Below are 22,974 nucleotides of genomic sequence, written 5' to 3'. Positions count from 1 at the left end.
ATGATCTGCCGCACCGCTTCCCACAATTAGGAGACGCCGCCTAGGCGGCTAGGGCACCGGCGGGGCGGTGACCCGGATGTCGGCGTTCCAGTCGGTGAAGCGGTGCTCGGTGCGCTGGAAGACGTTGTCCTCCAACGTCTTCAGCACCTGCTCCACCCGCACCGGCAGGTCGCCCGGCCCCACCCACACAGTGGCGGACGCGGTGAAGCCCGACTCGTAGGCCGCCAGCAGCTGCGCGCGCCGCGAGCTGTCCGGCGTCCGCTCGGCCTGCTGCCGCAGGTCGACGAGCAGGGCGTACCGGCGCGTCGGCACGCCGTCGAGCCGCTCCTCGCCCTTCTCCACGAGCAGGCCGCCCGCCAGCGACCGCACCACCGAGGCCGGGTCCACCTCGTCGGCCAGGCCGGCGACCGTGGTGTCGGCCCGCACCGGCGCGCGTTCGGCCAGGTCGAGCCTGGTCCACGCGCCGCCGTCGGTGCGGGAATAGCCGGCGTCGGCCAGCACGACGACGTCGGTGGACGAGTCCTGCCGCAACGACACCAGCCGGTCCTCGCGGGCGCGCAGCAGGCCGCCGTCGAGCGTGACCCGCAGCCCGGTCATGGTGGTCTCGGCGGTGAACCGCACGGACCGCTGTTCGTCGGCACGGGCGGCGACGCCCGTGATCAACGTCGCGCTGTCCTCCGCCACCGGGCCGAGCGTCGGTGTCGGCAGGGCTGTCCGCTCGGCACAGCCCGCCAGCGCCATCGAGGCCAGCACCACTGCGACGACGGACCTGCGCATGTCTCCCCCCACGGACGGTGAACCACGTCATCCTCCCCCACTCGCGACCGATAAGGAGTACGAACCCGGAAAGTGCCTCGGCTACCGTCGGTGCCATGCCCCACGTGCTCTCCGTCAACGTCGGCTCCCGCGTCGAGTTCGACCAGGCCACCGTCGGCCACACCGGCATCGGCAAGCGCCCCGTGCCGGGCCCCGTGGAGGTCCGCGCACCCGGTCCGGGCGGCAGCGGCGTCGCCGGCGACCACATCTCCGACGGGCGCCACCACGGCGGCGGTGACCAGGCCGTTTACGCCTACGCCCGGGAGGACCTGGACGAGTGGTCGGTGGAGCTGGGCCGCGACCTGCGGCCGGGGCTCTTCGGCGAGAACCTGACCACGACGGGCGTCGACGTGTGCGGCGCCCTCATCGGCGAGCGGTGGCGGATCGGTGGTGTGCTGCTCCAGGCGACCAGCCCGCGGGTGCCGTGCCGGACGTTCGCCGGGGTGATGGAGGAGCGCGGGTGGGTGAAGACGTTCACCCAGCGCGGGCTTCCCGGCACGTACTTCCGCGTCCTGGAACCCGGCACGATCACCGCGGGTGACGAGATCACGATCGAGCACCGGCCCGACCACGGCGTCACGATCGCGCACGCGTTCCGCGCCCTGACGCTGGAGCCGGCGTTGCTGCCCGGCCTGCTGGCCGCCGGTGACGACCTGCACGACGACCTGCGGCGCCGGATCGAACGGCGGGCGTTCGACCCGGCGTAGCGGTCGCTCAGGCGAGCGCGGACAGCTTCTCGAACTCCTCGTCGGTCAGCTCGATCCGCGCCGCCGCCACGTTCTCCTCCAGGTGCGCGATCGAGGACGTGCCGGGGATGGGCAGCACGACCGGCGACTTGCGCAGCAGCCACGCCAGCGCGAGCTGGGCGGGCGTGGCGCCGTGCTCCTTGGCCGCCGCGTCGAGCACGCTGCCCGGCCGGGCCAGCTCGCCGGTCGCCACCGGGAACCACGGGATGAACGCGATGCCCTGCTCGGTGGCGTACTCCAGCACGGCCTCGTGGTGGCGGTCGGCCAGGTTGTACAGGTTCTGCACGCTCGCGATCGGCGTGACGGCCTGCGCGGCCTTGACCTGGGCGACATCCACCTCGGACAGTCCGATGTGCCGGATCTTGCCCTCGTCGCGCAGCTTGGCCAGCTCGCCGACCTGGTCCTCCAGCGGGTAGTCCGGGTCGACGCGGTGCAGCTGGTACAGGTCGATGCGCTCGACGCCCAGCCGGAGCAGGCTGGTCTCCACGGCCTGCCGCAGGTACGCGGGCCTGCCGAGGACGGGCCACTCGTTCGGGCCGGTGCGCAGCAGGCCGCCCTTGGTCGCGATGACCAGTCCGTCGGCGTAGGGGTGCAGCGCCTGCCGGATCAGCTCCTCGTTGATGTGGGGGCCGTAGGCGTCGGCGGTGTCGATGAAGTCGACACCCAGCTCCACCGCCCGGCGCAGCACGGCGAGTGCGTTGTCGCGGTCGGCCGGGTACCCCCAGATGCCCTCACCGGTGAGCCGCATCGCGCCGTAGCCGAGGCGGTTGACGGTCAGGTCGCCGCCCAGCGAAAAGGTCTCAGACACCTCAGGTGCTCCTCGAACTCGTTGACGATCCTCCTTCCCGCCAACCCGGTGGAGCGCGTCGGTTGTTCCCGTTCGGGGTAGCCCGATCGACGCGCGTCCACCTGGTGGAACCGCGCTACTGCTTGGCGACCAGCGTGAGCACGTCGTACTTGGCCACCGACTCGCCCTTCTGGTTGACCAGGTCGGCGTCCCAGCGGACCTCGCCGTAGTCCTGGTCCTCACGCGGAGTGATCTGCTTCGCGGTCAACGTCACGGTCAGCTCGTCACCCGGGAACGTGGGCGTGAGGAACCGCAGGTTCTCCAGCCCGTAGTTGGCCAGCACGGGCCCCGGCTCGGGCGAGACGAACAAGCCCGCCGCGAACGACACCACCAGGTAGCCGTGCGCGACCCGACCGCCGAAGAACGGGTTCGCCGCCGCGGCCTGTTCGTCCATGTGCGCGTAGAACGTGTCGCCGGTGAACTCGGCGAAGTGCTCGATGTCGGCCATCGTGACCACCCGCGGTCCGGCCACGACCGTGTCGCCGATCCGCAGTTCCCGCAACGACTTGCGGAACGGGTGCACGTCCGACTCGGTGCGCGGCGCGCCCGCCACCCACCGCCCGGTGACCGCGCTCAGCATCCGCGGGCTCGCCTGCACGGCGGTGCGCTGCATGTGGTGCAGCACGCCCCGGATGCCGCCCATCTCCTCGCCACCGCCCGCCCGGCCCGGCCCGCCGTGCACCAGCGCGGGCAGCGGTGAACCGTGCCCGGTGGACTCCTTGGCGTCGTCCCGGTCGAGCACCAGCAGGCGGCCGTGCCACGGCGCCACGCCCAGCACCACGTCCCGCGCGAAGTCCGCGTCGTGCGTGACGACCGAGCCGACCAGGCTGCCCGCGCCCCGGGCGGCCAGCTCGACGGCGTGCTCGGCGTCGCGGTAGGCCATCAGCGTCGACACCGGCCCGAACGCCTCCACCTCGTGCGGCTGGGCGTGGTCCGGGTCGGCCTTGAGCAGCACCGGCGACAGGAACGCGCCGCGCTCGGCGTCGGCGTCCACCACGTCCACGCGGTCCAGCGAGCCGTAGACGACGTCACCGACCTCCAGCAACGCCTTCAGCGACCGCCGGACCTCCTCGCGCTGCTCCAGCCCGGCCAGCGCGCCCATCCGCACGCTCTCGTTGGCCGGATTGCCGATCACGACCTTCGCCAGTCGTGCGGCGGCGGCGTCGGCGACGGCGTCCACGAGCGGGGCGGGTACCAGGGCGCGCCGGATCGCGGTGCACTTCTGGCCCGCCTTGACCGTCATCTCGCTGACGAGCTGCTTGACGAACAGGTCGAACTCGGGCGTGCCCTCGACCGCGTCCGGGCCGAGGATCGAGCAGTTCAGCGAGTCCGCCTCGGCGTTGAAGCGCACGCTGTTGCGCACCACGGCCGGGTGGGTGCGCAGCACCTGGGCGGTGGACGCCGAGCCGGTGAAGCCGACCAGGTCCTGGCCGGTCAGGTGGTCGAGCAGGTCACCCGCGCTGCCGGTGAGCAGTTGCAACGAGCCTTCCGGCAGCAGGTCCGAGGCCAGCATCAGCTCGACCAGCTTCTCGGTGACGTAGGCCGTCTGGGAGGCGGGCTTGATCAGCGACGGCACGCCCGCGATGAACGCGGGGGCGAACTTCTCCAACGGGCCCCACATGGGGAAGTTGAAGGCGTTGATCTGCACCGCGACGCCCCGCAGCGGGGTGGCGACGTGCTGGCCGACGAACGTGCCGCCCTTGCTCAGCGGCTCGACGTTGCCGTCCACGTACACCTTGTCGTTGGGCAGCTCGCGCTTGGCCTTGCTCGCGTAGCCGAACAGCACGCCGATGCCGCCGTCCACGTCGATCAGCGAGTCCGTCCTGGTGGCGCCCGATCGGGCGGACAGGGCGTACAGCTCGTCGCGGTGCTCGCGCAGGTGTGAGGCGAGGGCCTTGAGCAGGGCCGCGCGCTGGTGGAACGTCAGCTCCCGCAGTGCCGGTCCGCCGACGCGCCTGCCGTGGTCCAGCGCCGCCGCCAGGTCGATGCCGTGCGACGAGATCCGCGCGATCTCCTCACCGGTCACCGCGTCGTGCAGCGGCGTCCCTTCGACGGACGGGGTGTGCCAGCGACCTGACACGTAGCTGCGCAGCATGGCCATCGGGTGTCGACCTCCTCGTCGGGCCGGTGGGTGTCCCGGCATGACCCGACAGTAAAGCCTCCCTACTTTCATCGTGACTTGATTAAAGGCTATGCAGTAACTTCTGGCTGGCTGCCGCCAGAGTGAGAGGAGTGTCGATGAGGACACGAGTGGTGATGAGCGCGGTCGTGCTCGCCTTCAGCGGGTTGGCCCTGCCCGCCGCGCAGGCCGCGCCTGTTGGGAACGCCGCCGCCCCGAACGCCGCCGCCGACGTGGGCACGATGGCGGTCACCTTCGCCGAGGAGTTCAACGGACCGGCGGGCACGCGGCCCGACGCCTCCAAGTGGAACACCGAGGTCGGCGACAACAACGGCAACAACCGCGAGCACCAGTACTACACGACGTCGGCGAGCAACGCGGCCATGGACGGCGCGGGCAACCTCGTCATCACCGCGCGCAAGGAGAACCCCGGCAACTACAACTGCTGGTACGGCCGGTGCCAGTACACGTCGGCCCGGATCAACACCGCGGGCAAGTTCACCACGACCTACGGCAAGGTCGAGGCGCGGATGAAGATGCCGCGCGGCAAGGGCATCTGGCCCGCGTTCTGGATGCTCGGCCAGGACATCAACTCCGGCAACCCGTGGCCGAACAGCGGCGAGATCGACATCATGGAGTTCCTCGGCCACGACCTGGACACCGTGTACGGCACCATCCACGGGCCCGGCTACTCGGGCGCGGGCGGTATCGGCATGCCGTTCAACGGGCCGAACTTCGCCGACGGCTTCCACACCTTCGCCATCGAGTGGTCGCCGAACCAGATCGCGTGGTCGGTGGACGGCAACGTCTACCAGCGCCGCACGCCCGCCGACCTCGGCGGCGACCAGTGGGTGTTCAACAAGCCGTTCTTCATCATCCTGAACCTGGCGGTCGGCGGTGAGTGGCCGGGCTACCCGGACGCCTCCACCACGTTCCCGCAGCAGTTCGTGATCGACTACGTGCGCGTGTCGACGCTGGACAGCACCCCGCCCGCGGGTGGGCGGATCACCGGCATCGGCGGCAAGTGCGTGGACGTCGCCGGCGCGAACACCGCCAACGGCACGCCCGTTCAGCTGTGGGACTGCAACGGCACCGCGGCCCAGCAGTGGTCCCGTCCGGGCGACGGCACGATCCGCGCGCTGGGCAAGTGCCTGGACGCGGCGTCGGGCGGCACGGCGGACGGCACCCTGGTCCAGCTGTGGGACTGCAACGGCACCGGCGCCCAGAAGTGGGCGGTCAGCGGCGCCAACGACATCGTGAACATCCAGGCGAACAAGTGCCTGGACGCGCAGAACCACAGCTCCGCCAACGGCACCCGCCTGCAGCTGTGGACCTGCTACGGCACCGCCAACCAGAAGTGGGCCGTCGCCTGATCGACCTCTCCCCACCGCCGCCGCGACCGCGGACTCTCCCCCGCGGTCGCGGCGGCATGTGGTCGAGCCCTCCCCGTGGCGGAACCGGGCGCTACCAGGGACCGGAATGCCGGGCCGTCCGCGGCCGTTGACCACGGTGTGAGGCTCGACCGCGGGGTGAAGCTGTCCGTGCTGGACCGGTCGCGGGTGCGGGCAGGGCACAGCCACGCCGAGGCGCTGCGCGACACGGTCGCGTTCGCCCGACAGGCCGAAGAGCTCGGCTACCACCGCTTCTGGGTGTCCGAGCACCACGGCGTGCCGGGCGTGGCGGGTTCCGCGCCGACCGTGCTGGCCGCCGCCGTCGCCGCGGCGACGTCCCGGATCCGGGTCGGCACGGGCGGCGTGATGCTGCCCAACCACCAGCCGCTGGTCGTGGCCGAGCAGTTCGGGGTGCTGGAGTCGCTGTTCCCCGGCCGGATCGACATGGGCCTCGGCCGCTCGGTCGGCTTCATCGAGGCGGTCCGCAAGGCGTTGGGGCACGACAAGTCCGACGCCGCCGAGTTCGGCCCGAGGCTCGCGGAGCTGCTGGGCTACTTCACCGGCGACCAGGCCGTGCGCGGCTACCCGGCCGACGGCCTCCGGGTCTCGCCGTTCGTCCTGGCCACCGGCGCCGGCGCACGCGTCGCCGCCGCGCACGGCGTCCCACTCGTCATCGGCTCGTTCCGCGGGGAAGACGCCATGATCGACGCCATCACCACCTACCGTGCCGGGTTCCGCCCCTCGACCTGGGCCTCGGAGCCCTACGTGGTGATCTCCTCGACCGTCGCCGTGGCGGACACGACCGAGGACGCCTGGCGACTCCTCGTACCCGAGGCGTGGTCGATGGCCTACTCACGCACCCGAGGCGAGTTCCCACCCCTGAGCGCCCCGAACGACATCCTCGCCCGCCCCATGACCGGCAGGGAGCGCACCCTGTTCGAGCAGTCGCTGCGAGGACACATCTACGGCACACCGTCCGAGGTCGCCAAGGCCCTGGACACCCTGCTCACCCACACCGCCGCCGACGAGGTCCTGGTCACCACGAGCACCTACGACCGCGCCGCGATGCTGGACTCGTACCGCCAACTCGCCGCGCTCTACCGCTGAGCGACGTGCTGGGCCAACTCGACCTCGATGAACGCGTCGATCATCGCCCGCCACACCGCCTCGGCGACCGCCGGCTCCAACCCCGCGTCCACCGCCCGGTCCCGCACCGAGGCGATCACCCGGGCGACCCGGTCCGGCGCCCGGACCGCCTGGTCGTCCGACTTGAACGCCGCGGCGGCACGCACCAGCCCCTGCCGTTGCGCCAGCAGGCGCACCAGCTCGGAGTCGATCACATCGATGCGCTCCCGGACCTCGGCCAGCGACGTCGGGAGGGGGAACGTCGGAGACGACGCGGAGTCTGACACCCCACCATCATCCACGACGTCACCCACCGCTGTTCAGGCCACTCGCCGCCGCCAGTCAGGCGACGGCCCTCCGGATGACCGCCCGCTGGGCGACCGCCCGCACCACGCGCCGCCGACCCCAACCGACCCGGCCGCCAGCGCGACCGCAGCCAACCCAGCTCTCAACCGCCCAGCCCGATCCCAACCGACCCGGCCACCGGCGCGACCGCAGCCCACCTGGCCGCCAGCGCGACCGCAGCCACCAGCGCGACCGCAGCCGAACCAGCCGACAGTGGTCGTGCGCCAGGGGCCGCTCAGTGGTCGCGTTGCTGCTCGGCCAGGAAGCGCTCGAACTCCGCACCCAGCTCGTCCGCGCTGGGCAGTGGCTCGTCGTCGTCCAGGAGCAGGTTGTCCGACGTCTCGGTGAACGCGTCGTACTGCCGCTCCAGCGCCTCGACCACCTGCGCGACCTCGGCCGACTCCGCCACCTGGCGGGTGATCTCGGCGTCCGTCCGCCGCGCCGCCTCGTTCAGGGCCGCGGCCTGGATGACCAGGCCCGTCGACTTCGTCAACGCCTGGAGCAGGCTCAACGCGGCAGCGGGGTAGGTGCCCTGCGCGAGGTAGTGCGGGACGTACGCGGCGAAGCCCATGGCGTCCAGACCGGCCTCCCCGAGCCGCAGCTCGAGCAGCGCCGACAGGTTGCCCGGCACCTGCACCCGGCTGAACGGCGAGCCCTCCACGACCAGCTCGGGCCTGGTCGCGTGCGAGATCACCGACAGCTTCCGGGTGTGCGGCACGCCCATCGGGATGCCGTGGAAGCTGATCGCGAGCCGCAGCCCCCACCGGTCGATGAGCGACCGCACCGCCGCGACCACCGCCTCCCACCGGCGATCCGGCTCGGGGCCGGTCATCAGCAGGAACGGCGTGCCCACCGCGTCGTGCATGAGGTGGACGACCAGCTCGGGCGCGTCGAAGGACTCCCACCGGTCGGTGGCGTAGGTCATCGTCGGCCGCCGGGCGCGGTAGTCGATCAGGTCGTCGATGTCGAACCGGGCGATCACACGGTGCTCGTGCACCTCCAGCAGGTGGGCGACCAGCGCCGACCCCGCCGCACCGGCGTCCATGAAGCCGTCGAAGTGGTGCAACAGCACCGCTCCGGTCAGGTCCGGGACGTCGGAGTCGACCTCGAACAGATCCTCCGGGTCCAGCGCCACCGCGTGCCTCCCCAAGTGCTCACATGACAGTCCTCCCCTCCGTCAACGTCGAGCGACCGCTGTTCCATTCCCCGATCCCGTCGAGCACTCGGGCGAGGCCGAATCCGAACCGGGCCGGCGCCCTGCTGGACCATCCACTCGTCCCCGGTGATCAGGGCTGTCTTCCGAAGCTTGACCTCCACCTGACTCCAGGCTTTACGTTCCGGGCATGGACATGGAGACCACCGCCTGGATGTCGCTCTACCACGTGACCAACGCGCAGGACGACAGGCGATCGTTCTCCGTCGCCACGTTCCGCCGAATCTGGGCTTTCGCCCGTCCGCACCGGGTGAGGCTCGGCCAGTACCTCACCCTGAGCGTGGTCGTGGCGGTGCTGGCGGTGGTGACCCCGGTCCTCGCGGGCCGGATCGTGGACGCGATCGTCAACGGCTCGTCATACGACGTGGTACTGGCGCTCGCCGCGGTGATCGCGGGCATCGCGATCGTCGAGGCGGGGCTGGGCCTGGTGACGCGGTGGTTGTCGGCGAGCATCGGCGAAGACCTGATCCTGGACCTGAGGACCACGGTGTTCGACCACGTGCAGCGGATGCCGATCGCGTTCTTCACCCGCACCCGGACCGGGGCGCTGGTGAGCCGGCTCAACAACGACGTGATCGGTGCGCAGCGGGCGTTCAGCGACACCCTGTCCAGTGTGGTCGGCAACCTGGTCACGCTGGCGCTGACGCTGGTGGTGATGATCAGCCTGTCGTGGCAGATCACGCTGCTCGCGCTGGTGCTGCTGCCGGTGTTCGTGGTGCCGGCACGGCGGATGGGGGCGCGGTTGGCGCGGCTGGAACGTGAGGCGGCCAACCACAACGCCACGATGAGCACGCAGATGACCGAGCGGTTCTCGGCGCCGGGCGCGACGCTGGTGAAGCTGTTCGGCAGGCCCGCGCACGAGTCGGCGGAGTTCGCGACGCGGGCGCGGCGGGTCCGGGACATCGGGGTGCGCACGGCCATGGTGCAGACCGTGTTCCTGACCGCGCTCACGCTCGTCTCGGCGTTGGCGTTGGCCGTGGTGTACGGGTTGGGCGGGTTCTACGCGCTGCGCGGCGAGTTGGACCCGGGGTCGGTGGTGGCGCTGGCGTTGCTGCTGACCAGGTTGTACGCACCGCTCACGGCGTTGGCCAGCGCGCGGGTCGAGGTGATGAGCGCGTTGGTGAGCTTCGAGCGGGTCTTCGAGGTGCTCGACCTGAAGCCGTTGATCAGCGAGAAGCCCGGCGCGCGGTCGGTGCCGGACGGTCCGGTGTCGGTGGAGTTCGAGAACGTCCGGTTCGCCTACCCGTCGGCGGACAAGGTGTCCCTGGCGTCGTTGGAAGAGGTCGCGGTGCTCGACAACCGCGGCGGGGTGGAGGTGCTGCACGACGTGTCGTTCCGGGCCGAGCCGGGCCAGGTGGTGGCGTTGGTCGGCTCGTCGGGCGCGGGGAAGTCCACGATCGCCTCGCTGCTGCCCCGGCTGTACGACGTGGACTCGGGTGCGGTGCGGCTGTCCGGGGTGGACGTGCGCGACCTGACGGCCGACTCGGTCCGCGAGGTGCTGGGCATGGTGACGCAGGACGGTCACCTGTTCCACGAGTCGATCCGGTCGAACCTGCTGCTCGCGCGGCCGGGTGCGACGGACGAGGAACTGTGGGAGGTGCTGGGCCGGGCACGGCTGGCCGACCTGGTGGCGTCGCTGCCGGACGGGTTGGACACGGTGGTCGGCGAGCGGGGCTACCGGCTGTCCGGTGGTGAGCGGCAGCGGCTGACGATCGCCCGGCTGCTGCTGGCGAAGCCGCGGGTGGTGATCCTCGACGAGGCCACCGCGCACCTGGACTCCACTTCGGAGGCCGCGGTGCAGGCCGCGTTGGGCGAGGCGCTGGACGGGCGGACGGCGGTGGTGATCGCGCACCGGCTGTCGACCATCCGGGCGGCCGACCTGATCCTCGTGGTGGAGGGCGGTCGGGTGGTGGAACGCGGCACCCACACCGACCTGCTCGCCGCGGGCGGGCGTTACGAAGAGCTGTACCGGACCCAGTTCGCGGAGGAGGCGCGAGCCTAGGCACGCCTCACCGAGTCGGCGGCACGGGCGGCGGGGCGGCAGGGGCGGCGGCGGGGCGGCGGGGGCGGCGGGGCGGCGGGGCGGCGTGGGCGAACGGCCGCGAGGCGGCGGCGAGCGGCGGCGAGCGGCGGCGAGGCAGTGGCGAGGCAGTGGCGAGGCAGTGGCGAGGCAGTGGCGAGGCAGTGGCGAGGCAGTGGCGAGGCAGTGGCGAGGCGGCGGGGGCGAGGCCGAAGGCGTCCACGGCGCTTGCTGCGCCGACAAGGCGAAGTACCGCAGGTCACCGCCGCGTGACTGACACAATCGTGGTCATGCGGACCATCGGGTTGATCGGCGGGATGAGCTGGGAATCGTCGGCCGAGTACTACCGGCTGCTCAACGAGGAGACGCGGCGCAGGCTCGGCGGCCACCACTGCGCGCCCAGCCTGCTGCTGACCGTCGACTTCGCCGAGATCGAGCAGTTGCAGCGGACGGGGCAGTGGGAACGGTCGGGTGAGCTGCTGGCCGAGGCCGCGCGCAAGCTCGAAGGCGCGGGCGCGGACCTGGTGCTCTTGTGCACCAACACCATGCACAAGGTGGCCGACGCGATCACGGACGCGATCAAGGTGCCGTTCGTGCACATCGTGGACGCGACGGCGCGGAGGTTGACCGACTACCGCAAGGTCGGCCTGCTCGGTACCCGGTTCACCATGGAGCAGGACTTCTACCGCGACCGGATGCGCGAGCACGGCATCGACCTGGTCGTGCCGGACGAGCCGGACCGCACGCTCGTGCACGACGTGATCTACCAGGAGCTGACCAAGAACCGGGTGGAGCCCGCGTCCCGCGCCGCCTACCGGGACGTGATGGCACGGCTGGTGGAGCGGGGCGCGGAGGCGGTGATCCTGGGCTGCACCGAGATCACGTTGCTGGTCGACCAGTCCGACAGCGCGGTGCCGCTGGTCGACTCCACCCGCATCCACGTGGAGACCGGCGTCGAACTGGCCCTGGTCTGAAGGTTCCACCTCGTCAGGGATCTCCCTGAGGCCGGGCGCGGTCGCGTGCGGCAGAGTGGACGGCATGGAGCTGACCCCGCGCGGCCTGTTCGGCCTGGCCAAGAGCACCGTCGAGACCGCCGTGTCCGTGCCCGGCCGCGTGCTGGACCTGCTGGGTGCGGCGGAGGCCGTCGTCCGCCGGGCCGACGAGCTGGTCTCCCGCACCGAACGGGTGCTGGCCGAGACCGAGGCCCTGGTCGGCCGGGCCAAGGCCGTCACGGCGGCGGCCGAGGGTGTGACGACGGATGTCGGCCGCACCGCCCACACGTCACGGGAACTGCTGGACAGCTACGCGCCGATCGTGCGCAAGGCCCAGCCGCTGGCGGAGCGGTTCGTGGACGACCTGTCGCCGCACGAGGTGGACGCCGCCGTGCAACTGGTGGACCAGCTGCCGGTGGTGACCAAGCACCTGATCGAGGACGTGCTGCCGATCCTGGCCACGCTGGACCGCGTCGGCCCGGACATCCACCAGCTGCTGGAGGTCACCAATGACGTCCGGCAGGCGATCCTCGGCATCCCGGGATTCGCCTTCATGCGCCGCCGCGGTGAGGCGAAGGAAGACGAGTAGGGCCGCCGGGAACAATGTCCGGCGCATTATTTAGCGGATTTCGCGGGTTTTCCGGCCAACTCTTGCCGGTGGTCCGAGCACCTCATTAGCTTCCGTCGAGTCGGCACATTTCCGGCAGATTTCGAGGAAGGATCACCCGTGAGGTTGAAGACAATACTGGGCGCGGGCGTGACGTCCGGGCTCGTCGTGGCCGGTCTGCTCGCCGGCGTCGGCAGCGGCTCGGCGGCGCCGGTCCAGGTCGACAAGACGCTGACGTTCACCTGCCCGTTCCCGCTGATCGGCAACCAGGTGCTGTCGACCCGCATCCGGGCCACGATCGACGCGCCGGCCACCGTCGGCGGCGAGTTGACGACCACGGACTTCTCCGCGACGGTCACCGTGCCGCCGACCGCGACCCAGGGCCTGACCCTGGTCGGCGCCGCGACGGTGGAGGGCTCCGCCGAGGCGGGCGTGACGCTGGACAACGCCGGCAGCAAGCTCGACATCAAGATCCCCGGCCTGACCGTGCCGAAGACCCCGGTGCCCGCCGAGGGCGCGTTCGACGTGGTCGCGAGCGGCCCGGTGCCGACCGCGGTGATCCCGAAGGCGGGCACGACGACCGTGACGGTCGGCAACTACAGCACGACGCTGACCCCGAAGAAGGCCGACGGCACCGACACCGGCCTGGGCACCTTCACGTCCAACTGCGTGCTGGACCCCGGCCAGGACCCGACGCTGATCCGGTTCGACGTGTCGGGCGGCGGCGGCCCGACCACGACGACGACCACGAGCACGACCACCACCACTACGACCACCACGACCGTGCCCACGACCACGACGACCACCCAGCCCCCCGGCGGCATCGAGTACGCCTACTCGCTGGACGGCACGTCGACGATCAAGAAGCTGGGCGGCTCGGTGGCGCTCGGGCCGGGCAGCCTGAACGCCGACCTGGAGCTGGCGACCGGCAGGTTCACCGGCGACCTGGTGCTGCCGCCGACCTCGGGCAAGTTCAGCCTGTTCGGGTTCGTGCCGGTGGAGTCGAAGATCGAGTTCGTGCCGGAGGGCAAGACGACCGGCACCCTCACCGCCGGCGCGGTGAAGTCGAGCTCGAAGGTCACCATCAAGCTGCCGTCGGTCACCGCGTTCGGCATCCCGATCAGCAACGACCCGAACTGCCGGACCTCCACGCCCGCGGACATCGCGCTGACCTCGGCGGCGGGCTTCGACCCGCTCAAGGGCGGCAAGCTCTCGGGCACGTACGCGATCCCGGCGCTGACCGGCTGCGGCCCGCTCAACGACATCGTCAGCGGTTTCGCCGCGGGTCCGGGCAACACGATCGACCTGACGCTCACCGCGAAGACCGCGTAACCACCTCGAACACCACTGGAGACCGCCGCGTCCGACCGCGGCGGTCTCCGTTCACTCCGGGCCGGTCAGCAGTTCGACGTCGCCGGGCGGCCCGCGATCCGGTCCGCCGTGAACGCCTGCGCCGCCGCGTTGCCCGTGTACACGGCGGTGATGTGGTCGGTGGCGTAGGTGTGCCAGTCCACCGGCACGCCCAGCGCGCAGTACGCGTCGCGCAACGCCTTGGCCTGCGTGAAGTCCACCAGGTCGTCCCCGGTGGCGTGGTAGGCGTGCACCGGCACCGGGATGCCCGTGCCGCCGAGCTTGTTCTCCGCCACCCGCGCCAGCCACGGCGGCGTGAGCACCGGGCTGGACGTCGTGTAGTCGGCCAGCCTGCGGCCCCGGTAGTCCACGAGCAGCTGCACCGTGCACGCTTCCCGCTGCATGCGGGCGAACTCCACGCGGCCCGCGTCGTTGAGGTAGCTCTCCAGGTCGAGCTCCGGGTAGGCGTTGTCCAACCCGATCAACGAGTACGCGAGCAGCCCGAAGCCCGTGCGGCCGTCCAGCGGCAGGGCCACCTGCACGAGGTCCGCGGGCACGCCGCCGCCGACCACGCCGACCAGGTTCAGCTCCGGCGCGTACGCGGGCTGGAGCTGCCCGGCCCACATCGCCGCGCCGCCGCCCTGCGAGTAGCCGCGGAACACGACCTTCGCGTCACGGGACAGCCCCGTGCCCGGCAGCCGTTGCGCGGCCCGCACCACGTCGATCACCGCGTGCCCCTCGGACCGCCCGGTGACGTAGGTGGTCTTCGGGTCGGGCCGGTAGCCCTCGTAGTCGGTGATGGCCACCGCGTAGCCCGCGCGCAGCAGGTCGTCGACCGCGGGCTGCTCGTAGAGCGCGCCGATGCGCACCATCTCCGACGGCACGCACCTGAACGCCGGGCCGTGCGTGCCCACCGCGAACGCCACCACCGGCGCGGTGGCCGGGTCGACCGACCGGGGCACGAGGACCGTGCCGGTCACCGCGTTGGGCTGCCCCGACGCGTCGGTCGACCGGTACATGACCTGCCACGCGCGCACCGTCGACCCCGACGCGCCCGCCTGTGACGCGCGGAAGCGGATGACGTCACCGGGCGCACCCGCGGGCAGCGGGCTGGGCGGCACGTAGAACGAGTCGTCGGCCGCCGCCGCGGGCGTGGGACCCGTGACGGTCGCGGCCAGCACCACCGCGACCACCGATAATGAGAATATCTTTCGCAAACGGCACCTCCCGGCAAATACGACAAGGACAATGCACAGTGCATTAATCGCACCCAGCCAGTCCAGGCACCACGGCCGACTTGTCACCGGGGTGCGCGTTTCCGAAACGGAATTTGTAATCCCCGCACAACCCGCACATCACTCGAAAGAGTGAACGCATCAGGGTGCCGGAAAGAATATTTGACACGCCGCCGCGACTGATTTTATGGTCGGCCGGGCGAAGTCCCACCGGCGGTACTTCGCCCAGGCGGAGGCGGTATGACGATCCCACTGAACGGCGGGTTGGTGCGGCAGCGGTCCCACCCCGGCGCCACCGGCGAGTACAGCGCGGCGCGGCAGTTGTGGTCCACCATCCCGGGCGAGCTGGCGGAGAAGCTGGCCCCGCTGTCCGGCGTGCTGGTGCGGGACGTGGTGCGGGAGATCCGGCGGACCGTGCCCGCGTACGCGCAGCCGCTGGAGGGCAAGTTCCGCGAGGTGCTGGTCGGCGCGGTCGAGATGGCGATCGTGAAGTGCTTCGACAACATCGCCAACCCGGACGCGGCGCAGGCCGACTGGCAGGCCGTGCTGCGCTACAGCGGTCGGATGGAGTTCCTCGAAGGCCGCACGATGGACTCGTTGCAGACCGCGGTGCGGATCGGGGCGCGGGTGGTGTGGCGGCACCTGAGCGAGCACGGCCGCGCGATCGGCGTGCCCACCGACACCCTGTTCGTGGTGGCCGACGCGATCTTCGCGTGGGTGGACGAGCTGTGCCGGGTGGCCATCGAGGGCTACTCGGAGGCGCAGGCCAACGCCAGCGGCGCGCTGGAGCGCAGGCGGCGGCAGCTGCTCAAGCTGGTGCTGGCCGAGCAGCCGCCGTCGCCGCGGTCGCTCGCGGACCTGGCGGGCACGACGGACTGGCCGCTGCCCGAACGGGTCGCGGTGGTGGCGCTGGAGTACCGCGAGGACCAGCACCAGCTGCCGTCGGTGACCCTGGGCCGGGACGTGCTGGTCGACCTGGAGAGCTCCACGCCGTGCCTGGTGGTGGCCAACCCCTCCGGACGGCTCCAGCCGGAGCTGCGCGGGCGGCGCGCCGCGGTCGGCCCGACGGTGCCGTTGGCCGAGGCACGGCAGTCGTTGGCGTGCGCGCGGCGTGCGCTGGCGTTCGTGCGCCGCGGCCTGCTGCCCGCCGTGCCGGTGACCTGGTGCGACGACCACCTGGCCACGCTGGCGCTGCTGTCCGACGAGTTCCTGGTCGGCCAGCTCAGCGGCCGGGCGCTGGCGGCGTTCGCCGGGTTGACGGTGAAGCAGCGGGAACGGCTGGAGACGACGTTGCTGGCGTGGCTGGAGACGCGCGGCGGCATCGGCGAGATCGCGAGCCGGCTCGACGTGCACCCCCAGACCGTGCGCTACCGGATGCACCAGCTGGAGGAGCTGCTGGGCGACCGGCTGGCCGATCCCGACGAGCGCCTCACGCTGGAGATCGCGCTGCGCGCCCGTCGGTTGCTCAGCCGGGCCCGTGACGTTCAGCAGGTGCCGCGCGCGGGCACGCCGGCGAAGCGCGCCTCCAGCCAGGCGAAGGCCTCCGGGTAGGCGGCGACCATGCCGGCCGCGTGCGTCGGCACGAGCGAGGTGCTGAACTTGACGTTCGCGCCCAGGGCGCACCACCGCCGCACCATCTCCGCGCCCTGCGCGTACGGCACGATGTCGTCCAACGCGCTGTGGATCACCAGCACCGGGGCACCCGGCTCGCGCACGCCGATCCGCTGCTCCTCCACCCGCGACCGGTACGGCTCCTCGTCCAGGTACGCGGCCAGGGGCCGGCCGTCCGCGGTGAGGTCGACCGACTTGCGGAACGCGTGCGCGATCAGCGCCTCGCCGGTGCACTGGTGCTCGACCTGCGCCAGGAGCGTCCGGCCCGCGTCGTTCAGCACGCCCGGGATGTCCAGCTCCGGGTACGCCGCGTCGAGGCTGAGCAGCGAGTAGCCCAGGAACCCGGCCGCGTAGTGGCCGTCCAGGTTGCGCGCCACCGCACCGAGGTCGGCGGGCGGTGCGCCCGCGTACGCGCCCTTCAGCTTCAACTCCGGCGCGTAGCCCGCGTACAGCTCGACGGCTGCCGCCGACGCACCGCCGCCCTGCGAGTACCCGGCGACGGCCACCGGTCCGTCGTCGGGCAGGTTCGCCTCGGGAAGCCGTTGTGCGGCGCGGATCGCGTCCAGCACCGCGTGCCCCTCGGCCGCGCGGTTGACGTAGGTGTGCATGCCGGGCGTGCCGAGGCCTTCGTAGTCGGTGACGACGACGCCGTAGCCGCGGGTGAGCAGCCCGGCCAGGAACGGGCCCTCGTACTCGCTGCCCATCGCCAGCCGGCGGGACGGCGCGCAGTCGTCGCCGACGCCCTGCGTGCCCGGCGCGTACCCCACGATCGGCCGCGGACCGGGACCGGACCACGGCACGTGCGGGGTGAGCACGGTGCCGCTCACGTCGATCGGCCGGCCATGGGTGTCCGTGCTGCGGTACAGCACGCGGTGCGCGGTGGCGTCGGCCGTGCCGGCCGCCACCAGGACCGCGGCGAGCGCGACGGCCCACCCCCGGTGCAATCGCATTGGCTGCTCCTCGTCGAGCTCGGGCGAATACCGCCGAACCATTGCGTGGCCGGTTCTCGCAGGTCAAGCGCCCTGCGAGTTCTTGTCACCGGCACGCAAAACGGGCTCGGGGAATTGCACCCGCGTGCTATCCGAGGACCGCCGGAGCGAGGTCACCGGGGGCGTCGAGCAACGTCAGAACCGGAGGTCCACCAGGTAGTCGTAACCCACCCGCGCGGTGACGAGCGCGTCGCGCGGCTGGTCGTTCTCCACGATGTACTCGGTCACGTTCGTGGCCCGGAAGACGGCCGCGAAGTCGATCGTGCCCGTGCCGAGGTCGGCGAACGACCCGTCGGTCGCCCGGTCCTTGACGTGGAACTGCCGCACCCGCGGGAAGTGCGCCCGGTACACCGCCACCGGGTCCACGCCACCGGCCACCGCCCAGTACAGGTCCAGCTCCAGGTGCACGTTGCGCCGCGTCGTCCCCGCCGTGATCACGTCGAACGGCCGGGTGCCCTCCACCGCGGCGAACTCGTGCGCGTGGTTGTGGTAGCCCAGGCTCAACCCCGCGCGCCGCAACACGTCCCCCGCCGCCTCCAGCCGCGCGGTGAACTCCCGCCACTGCGCCAACGTCGGGTAGTTCACCCACGGCACCACCACGTACTTGTGCCCGAGGGTGCGCGCGTCGGCGATCACCCGGTCGAGATCGCCGTCGATGCCGACGTGGCTGGACGTGGCCCGCAACCCGCACCGCCGCAGCATCGCGGCGAACTCCGCGGCGCTGCGTCCGTAGGTGCCGGCCAGCTCGACCTTGCGGTACCCGATGTCGGCCAACGCCGACAGCACGGGCTCCGGGTCGTCACCCATGATGCCCCGCAACGTGTAGAGCTGGATGCTGATCGACTCCTTCGGCACCCGGCGGCGCGGTCGGCCGGGCGCGGCGGCGGCCGCCGTGGCGGGCAGGGTGACGGCCGCGCCGGTGGCGAGGGCGGTGCTGAGGAACGTGCGGCGGGACGGCATGGGTGACTCCTCGGTCATCGGGACAGCTCCTTGATGCGGACGTTGCGGAACCACACGTCGTCGCCGTCGCCGTGGTTCTGCAGGCCGACGTGCCCGCTGGTGAGGTCACGCGCGGGGTCGGTGCTGGTGAAGTCGTTCACCAGCACGCCGTTGAGGAAGACGCGGATGCGCTGCCCCCGCACGACGATCTCGTAGGCGTTCCACTCCCCCGGCGGCTTCAGCGCCGCGTCCCGGGCGGGGATGTCGGCCGACTGGAACGAGTAGACGGCGCCGGTGGTGCGGTCCGGCGCGTCGGTCGCGTCGATCTGCACCTCGTAGCCCTGGTTCACCGCTACCCACGGGTCCGCGCCGGGGTCGGGGAAGCCGACGAACACGCCGGAGTTGTCGTCGCCCGCGACCTTCCAGTCGAACTTCAGGCTGTAGGCCGAGAACTCCTCCTCGAACCACAGCAGCCCGAGCCCGCCTTCGGTGCGCAGGGTGCAGTCCTCCTCCACGAACCGCCCGGGACCTGCCTGCCGCCACCCGGCAACGCCCGTGCCGTCGTACAGGCTGCGGTAACCCGCTTCCGGCTTGGCGGGCTTGCACGCGCCGACCGGCTGGTAGCGCAGGTGCCGGATGGTGTCGACGTCGAACAGCGCTCCCGCACCGCCCTTGAACACCAGGTACAGGTCGCGCACGCCGGTCAGGCGCACCTGCTGCGGCGCGATGTCGAGGTAGAGGTCCCAGCTGCCGGTCACCGGCACGGTCACCGGCTCGTGCACCACCGGGCCGGTCGGCGAGTCGGCGCGCGCCTCCAGCGTGCCGCCGACACCGCCGGACGAGATCCGGTAGCCGATGCCCGCGGTCCTCGACAGGTCGACGTCGGCGTAGGACACCCAGTCGCCGTCGTTGATCTCGCCGACCCGCTTGCCGCCCTGCGCGGTCTCGCGGTCGTACACCGCGACGCCCTGCTGCCCGCTCAACGCCTCCGCCGGCACGTCGACCGCGGCCACCGTCCCCGCACCGCGGAACGTGATCGTGTCCAGGTCCAGCAACGCGCCCCGGCCGCCGCGGAACACGAAGTACAGCCGGTGCGTGCCGCCCGGGTCGGTGATCGCCGCAGGCGGCAGGTCGGCGTACACGCGCCAGTCACCCGTGCCCTTGACCAGGGTGCTCGACACCAGCGGACCGGTCGGCGAGTCGACGCGCGCCTCGATCGTGCCGCCCGCCGTGGCCGACGAGACCCGGTAGCCGATGCCCGTGACGCCGGCCAGCGACACGCCGTCGAACGCGATCCAGTCGCGGTCGTGGACGTTGCCGACCTGCTTGCCGCCCTGCGCCTCCTCCGCCCGGATCACCGAGGTGCCCCGCTGGGCGGAGTACGACTCGGCAGGCGTGTGCCTGACCGGTTCCCACGACGGCGGCGGCGTGCCGCGGGTGAACCGGACCGCGTCCACGTCGAACAGGCTGCCGGAGCCCTTGAACACCAGGAACAACCGGTGCGTGCCGCCGGGGTCGGTGATCGGTGATGGCGCCAGCTCGACGTAGTTGTCCCACCCGCCGGTCGACGGCACGGGCTGCTGCTGCACCAGTGGGCCGGTCGGCGAGTCGACGCGCACCTCGATCGTGCCGCCGCTGCCGCCCGACGACACCCGGTAGCCGATCGCCGTGACACCGCCGAGGTGCACCGGGTCGAACGCGATCCAGTCGCCGTTGTCGAGGTAGCCGACGCGCTTGTCGCCCTCGGCCGTGCCGGTCTCCACGACCTGCACGCCGTGCATCGCGGTGAAGAACTCGGCCTGCTTGTCCTTCGGCTGCAGGATCGCCTCGTCCTCGCCGGTCAACGCGGGCGCGCCGGGCGCGCCGCCGTCGGTGTAGGAGGCGTTGATGACGCCGAAGGTGTTGGCGTCCGTGCCGTGCCCGCCGTCGGACGGCGTGGGGATCACGCCTTCGCAGCCGGTGGCGCGGGTGAGCGGGTGGCCGTGGCTGTCGTGGCCGAGGATGTACTCCACGGTCACCTTCGCGCAGTCGACCGGCCCGTCCTCCGGGTCGGTGACCGTGACGGAGAACGGCACCCCTTCGCCGAAGCTGAACACGCGGCCGTCGGCGGGCGCGTTCAGCACCACCACGGGCGCGGTGTTGCCGACGTTGACCACGACGCTCGCCGAGCCCACCAGGCCGGTCGGGTCGGTGACGGACAGCTTCGCGGTGAACTGGCCGATGGTCGGGTAGGTGTGGGTGACCGGTCCGGGTGTGGTGGCGTCGGTCGTGCCGTCGCCGTCGAAGTCCCACGCGTAGGCCAACGGGTCGTCGTCCTCGTCGGCCGTGCCGCCGGGGTCGAACCGCACGGTCAGCGGCGCCGGGCCGGAGGTCTTGTCGGCGGTCAGCTTCGCGACCGGCGTGTGCCGACCGCGGGCGTAGTCGATGCGGTAGACCGCCGAGTCCTCCGCGCCGCCGAAGTAGCCGCTGCCGTAGTCCAGCACGTAGAGCGAGCCGTCCGGGCCGAACTCCAGGTTCATCGGCCGGGTCAGCGTCATCGAGTCGAAGAACGGCGTGATCGCGCCGCGCTCGCCGTCCGGGCCGACGTCGATCGTCTTGATCCAGCTCCGGTCCCACTCGTAGGCGAAGGTCTTGCCGTCGAAGAACTCCGGGAACTTGGTCGGGCTGTCCAGCGCCGGGTCGAAGTCGTAGGTCGGGCCGCCCATCGGCGACTCGCCGCCGCTGCCGAACTCGGGCACCGAACCGCCGTCGTAGGCGATCCAGGCGCGTTGCACGGGAGGCAGGTCGACCAGGCCGGTGTTGCGGGGGCTGGTGTTCTTCGGTGCGGCGCAGTCGAACGCGCCGCCGGAGGTGCCGGTGGCGAAGTCGTGGTCGACGTACGGCACGTTGTCGCCGACGCAGTACGGCCAGCCGTAGTTGCCTGGCCCCTTGACCAGGTTGAACTCGACGCTGCCGCCGGGGCCGCGGGCCGGGTTCGCCGCGCCGGCGTCCGGGCCGTAGTCGCCGAGGTGGATCCAGCCGGTGGCCTCGTCCACGGCGAACCGGAACGGGTTGCGGAAGCCCATGGCGTAGACCTCGGGCCGGGTCTTGTCCGTGCCGGGCGCGAACAGGTTGCCGTCCGGGATCGTGTACGTGCCGTCGTCTTGCACCTTGATCCGCAGCACCTTGCCGCGCAGGTCGTTGGTGTTGGCCGACGAGCGCTGGGCGTCGAACGCGGGGCTGCGGTCGGCGCGCTCGTCGATCGGGGTGTAGCCGTCGGAGGCGAAGGGGTTGGTGTCGTCACCGGTGGACAGGTACAGGTTGCCCTGCGCGTCGAAGTCGATCTCGCCGCCGGCGTGGCAGCACAGGCCGCGGTCGGCGGGCACCTGGAGGATGCGCTGCTCGCTGGCCAGGTCGAGCACGCCGTCGGTGGTCAGCTTGAACCGGGACAGCTGGTTGTGGCCCTGGAACCGCTCGAAGTCCGCGGCGGTGCCGTTCTCCGGCGCGTCACCGGCCGGTGTGCCCAGCGGTGGCGCGTAGTAGAGGTACAGCCAGCGGTTGTTCGCGAAGTCGGGGTCCGCGGCCACGCCTTGGAGGCCGTCCTCGTCGTGGCTGTAGACGGGGACGCGGCCGGCGAGCGTGGTGGTGGCCTCCGGGGTGGTGAGCCAGACGCGGCCGTCGCGGGAGGTGTGCACGACCTTGCGGTCCGGCAGCACGGCCAACGCGATCGGCTCGCCGGTCTTCTCCTCGCCGAGCGCGAGCGTGACCTGGTCGAAGTCGGCGTCGGTCGGCGGCACGTCCTCGGGTTCGCAGTCGGCGGGCGCGACGCCGAGCGCGTACCGCAGGCCGCCCAGCAGGTGCTGCCGGAACGCGGGGTCGGCGTAGGACTCCTTGGTGTGGCCCAGACCCGTGTACCAGGAGCGGCCCTGGCCGGGGGTGTGGCACCACGAGATGGGGTGGTCGCCGGACGGGTCGGTGGGCGTGTAGCTGGTCTCGTCCAACGCGGCCAGCACCTTCACCCGCGACCGCGGGTTGGACTGGTAGCTGTACCACTCGTCGGTGCGGGTCCACGTGTCCGGCAGGTGCGCGGTCGACGGGTGGTCGTGGTCCTCCACCGCGATGTCGGCTTTCTGGATGGCCGGGTGGGACTTGAAGTAGGAGCCGACCAGCCCGCCGTACCAGGGCCACGAGTACTCGGTGTCCGCGGCGGCGTGCACCCCGGCGTAGCCGCCGCCGTTCTCCACGAACCGCTGGAACGCCTGCTGCTGCGCGTCGTCCAGCACGTCGCCGGTGGTGGACAACCAGACCACGGCGTCGAACCTGGCGAGGTTGGCGTCGGTGAACGCGGCGGCGTCCTCGGTGACCTCGACGGTAAAGCCGTTCGCCGCGCCGAGGTCGGTGATCGCGGCGATGCCGTCCGGGATGGAGTCGTGCCGGAAGCCCGCCGTCTTGGAGAAGACGAGCAGGTGCTCGCCGTCGTGGTGCGCCGCCGCGGGTGTCGCGACCAGGGTCATCGCCCCCAGTGCGGCGGCGAGCGCCAACGCGGTGGGTGTTCCGGGCGTGTTTCGCTGACGTCGCACCGCTGTCTCCTCGTTCGCACCACGCTGGGCTTCGCGGACGGTGACCTTGTGGTCCAGCTCACAGGGCTGG

Annotated in this window: 16 protein-coding genes and 1 pseudogene; 8 read left to right on the top strand and 9 right to left on the bottom strand. The window is 71.7% G+C overall.

Going from position 1 to position 22,974, the window contains the following annotated elements:
• Positions 1 to 48 precede the first annotated feature (48 nt).
• A complete protein-coding gene (locus A6A25_RS36745; protein WP_073898268.1) occupies positions 49 to 777 on the bottom strand; it encodes a hypothetical protein in 729 nt (242 codons plus the stop codon).
• Positions 778 to 872: 95 nt separating this feature from the next.
• On the opposite strand from A6A25_RS36745, the gene A6A25_RS36740 reads away from it, so the two are divergent.
• The gene (locus A6A25_RS36740; protein WP_073898266.1) at positions 873 to 1,523 is read left to right on the top strand and encodes an MOSC domain-containing protein; all 651 of its coding nucleotides are present in this window, start codon (positions 873 to 875) and stop codon (positions 1,521 to 1,523) included.
• 7 nt (positions 1,524 to 1,530) lie between these two features.
• Here the strand turns inward: A6A25_RS36740 and A6A25_RS36735 are convergent, their stop codons facing one another.
• Together A6A25_RS36735 and paaZ are read right to left on the bottom strand one after the other, a co-directional pair.
• Complete coding sequence (locus tag A6A25_RS36735) at positions 1,531 to 2,370, bottom strand: aldo/keto reductase (protein ID WP_073898264.1); 840 nt, start codon at positions 2,368 to 2,370, stop codon at positions 1,531 to 1,533.
• Positions 2,371 to 2,485: 115 nt separating this feature from the next.
• The gene (paaZ, locus tag A6A25_RS36730) at positions 2,486 to 4,510 is read right to left on the bottom strand and encodes a phenylacetic acid degradation bifunctional protein PaaZ (protein WP_073898262.1); all 2,025 of its coding nucleotides are present in this window, start codon (positions 4,508 to 4,510) and stop codon (positions 2,486 to 2,488) included.
• 137 nt (positions 4,511 to 4,647) lie between these two features.
• Here paaZ and A6A25_RS36725 point away from each other — a divergent pair, with 137 nt between their 5' ends.
• Both A6A25_RS36725 and A6A25_RS36720 read left to right on the top strand, forming a co-directional pair.
• Positions 4,648 to 5,901: a glycoside hydrolase family 16 protein gene (locus A6A25_RS36725; RefSeq protein WP_073898260.1), complete on the top strand. Its 1,254-nt coding sequence runs from the start codon at positions 4,648 to 4,650 to the stop codon at positions 5,899 to 5,901.
• A 138-nt stretch (positions 5,902 to 6,039) separates the two neighbouring features.
• Positions 6,040 to 7,026: an LLM class flavin-dependent oxidoreductase gene (locus A6A25_RS36720; protein ID WP_073898258.1), complete on the top strand. Its 987-nt coding sequence runs from the start codon at positions 6,040 to 6,042 to the stop codon at positions 7,024 to 7,026.
• On the opposite strand, the gene A6A25_RS36715 is transcribed toward A6A25_RS36720, so the two are convergent.
• Positions 7,017 to 7,331 (bottom strand): chorismate mutase, encoded by a 315-nt coding sequence (locus tag A6A25_RS36715; protein WP_073898256.1) that lies wholly within the window; start codon positions 7,329 to 7,331, stop codon positions 7,017 to 7,019. The genes A6A25_RS36720 and A6A25_RS36715 overlap by 10 nt on opposite strands.
• A 293-nt stretch (positions 7,332 to 7,624) precedes the next feature.
• On the bottom strand, positions 7,625 to 8,524 hold the full coding sequence (locus A6A25_RS36710; protein ID WP_073898254.1) for a proteasome assembly chaperone family protein: 900 nt from the start codon (positions 8,522 to 8,524) through the stop codon (positions 7,625 to 7,627).
• Positions 8,525 to 8,756: 232 nt separating this feature from the next.
• Between A6A25_RS36710 and A6A25_RS36705 the strand changes: the two genes are divergently transcribed.
• The 4 genes from A6A25_RS36705 to A6A25_RS45070 all read left to right on the top strand — a co-directional run bounded on the left by A6A25_RS36705 (position 8,757) and on the right by A6A25_RS45070 (position 13,553).
• Entirely contained in the window at positions 8,757 to 10,604 is a 1,848-nt protein-coding gene (locus A6A25_RS36705) for an ABC transporter ATP-binding protein (protein ID WP_241829113.1), read from the top strand.
• A 308-nt stretch (positions 10,605 to 10,912) separates the two neighbouring features.
• Positions 10,913 to 11,596 carry an aspartate/glutamate racemase family protein gene (locus A6A25_RS36700; protein ID WP_073898276.1) on the top strand — a complete coding sequence of 228 codons (684 nt, stop codon included), beginning with the start codon at positions 10,913 to 10,915 and terminating at the stop codon, positions 11,594 to 11,596.
• 64 nt (positions 11,597 to 11,660) lie between these two features.
• Positions 11,661 to 12,203, top strand: coding sequence for a hypothetical protein (locus A6A25_RS36695; RefSeq protein WP_073898274.1), 543 nt, complete (start codon positions 11,661 to 11,663; stop codon positions 12,201 to 12,203).
• A 138-nt stretch (positions 12,204 to 12,341) separates the two neighbouring features.
• Positions 12,342 to 13,553, top strand: a complete 1,212-nt coding sequence (locus A6A25_RS45070; protein ID WP_073898250.1) for a DUF6801 domain-containing protein — start codon at positions 12,342 to 12,344, stop codon at positions 13,551 to 13,553.
• A 65-nt stretch (positions 13,554 to 13,618) separates the two neighbouring features.
• Here the strand turns inward: A6A25_RS45070 and A6A25_RS36685 are convergent, their stop codons facing one another.
• Positions 13,619 to 14,764 (bottom strand): lipase family protein, encoded by a 1,146-nt coding sequence (locus A6A25_RS36685; protein ID WP_241829111.1) that lies wholly within the window; start codon positions 14,762 to 14,764, stop codon positions 13,619 to 13,621.
• Between the two features lie 282 nt (positions 14,765 to 15,046).
• Here A6A25_RS36685 and A6A25_RS36680 point away from each other — a divergent pair, with 282 nt between their 5' ends.
• A complete protein-coding gene (locus tag A6A25_RS36680; RefSeq protein WP_073898246.1) occupies positions 15,047 to 16,357 on the top strand; it encodes a PucR family transcriptional regulator in 1,311 nt (436 codons plus the stop codon).
• On the opposite strand, the pseudogene A6A25_RS36675 reads toward A6A25_RS36680, so the two are convergent.
• From A6A25_RS36675 to A6A25_RS36650, 3 genes and pseudogenes are all read right to left on the bottom strand, one after another.
• A pseudogene (locus A6A25_RS36675) lies at positions 16,291 to 17,304 on the bottom strand (lipase family protein); the annotation flags it as partial. The gene A6A25_RS36680 and the pseudogene A6A25_RS36675 overlap by 67 nt on opposite strands.
• A 237-nt stretch (positions 17,305 to 17,541) precedes the next feature.
• A complete protein-coding gene (locus A6A25_RS36670; protein ID WP_073898244.1) occupies positions 17,542 to 18,384 on the bottom strand; it encodes a sugar phosphate isomerase/epimerase family protein in 843 nt (280 codons plus the stop codon).
• Positions 18,381 to 22,838, bottom strand: a complete 4,458-nt coding sequence (locus A6A25_RS36650; protein WP_241829112.1) for a ThuA domain-containing protein — start codon at positions 22,836 to 22,838, stop codon at positions 18,381 to 18,383. Before A6A25_RS36650 ends, A6A25_RS36670 begins: the two co-directional genes overlap by 4 nt.
• Between the last annotated feature and the right edge of the window lie 136 nt (positions 22,839 to 22,974).

Source organism: Saccharothrix sp. CB00851, assembly GCF_001905065.1.
GTDB lineage: Bacteria > Actinomycetota > Actinomycetes > Mycobacteriales > Pseudonocardiaceae > Actinosynnema.
Note: the sequence above shows the minus strand (reverse complement) of the source record. Positions and strands in the feature narration are given on the sequence as shown.